At 63.5% G+C, this 875-nt stretch carries 2 protein-coding genes; both read right to left on the bottom strand.

All coding sequences use genetic code 11. The annotated features are described in order from the left end of the window. The coding region (locus HU806_RS26185) for a YbdD/YjiX family protein (RefSeq protein ID WP_186615797.1) at positions 1–116 on the bottom strand (116 nt) is incomplete at its 3' end. Between the two features lie 15 nt (positions 117–131). Beyond that, positions 132–875: carbon starvation CstA family protein (locus tag HU806_RS26180; protein WP_273018713.1), on the bottom strand; the 744-nt coding region annotated here is incomplete at its 5' end.

Genomic DNA, 875 nt, shown 5'->3' with positions numbered 1-875 from the left:
TTGTCGGGGTGCTTGGTTTGCATGTGCTCGACGTAGTTGTCGTAGTCGGGCATGCCGACCATCAGGCGGGCGGCCTGACCGAGGTATTTACCCAGGCGACTCAAGTCATTGAACATCGGTGCAATCCTCTATCAAGCGTCCGGCAGGGCCTGGAATGGCGCTTCCTTGTCCGTGCGTTCCTTCGTGCCCCAGGCGGCGATGCCGACCTTGAGCGCGTAGAACAGGATGCTGAAGACCACAAACAGGAACAACACCGTCAGCGTTGCGTTGGTGTAGGCGTTGAACACCACGTGCTGCATCTGCTCGATGCTCTTGGCCGGGGCCAGGATCTGGCCGGCGGCCAGGGCATCGTTGTATTTGCGCGCCAGGGCCAGGAAGCCGATCGCCGGGTTGGCGTCGAACAGCTTGATCAGGCCGGCGGTGGTGGTGCAGATCAGCAGCCAGCTCGCCGGCAGCAGCGTGACCCAGACGTAGCGCTGGCGCTTCATTTTGATCAGCACCACGGTGGCGAGCATCAGGGCGATACCGGCCAGCATCTGGTTGGAGATGCCGAACAGCGGCCACAAGGTGTTGATGCCGCCCAGCGGATCGATCACGCCCTGGTACAGCAAGTAACCCCACAGCGCGACGCAGCCGGCGGTGGCGATCAGGTTGGCGGTCCAGGATTCGGTGCGCTTGAGGGCCGGCACGAACGAGCCGAGCAGGTCCTGGAGCATGAACCGCCCGGCACGGGTGCCGGCGTCTACTGCCGTGAGGATGAACAGCGCTTCGAACAGGATCGCGAAGTGGTACCAGAACGCCATGGTGTTTTCACCCGGCAGCACCGAGTGGAGGATCTGCGCGATACCCACCGCCAGGGTCGGCGCACCGCCGGC

Origin of the sequence: Pseudomonas sp. SWRI154 (genome assembly GCF_014268645.1) — a bacterium.
GTDB lineage: Bacteria > Pseudomonadota > Gammaproteobacteria > Pseudomonadales > Pseudomonadaceae > Aquipseudomonas > Aquipseudomonas marvdashtae.
Note: the sequence above shows the minus strand (reverse complement) of the source record. Positions and strands in the feature narration are given on the sequence as shown.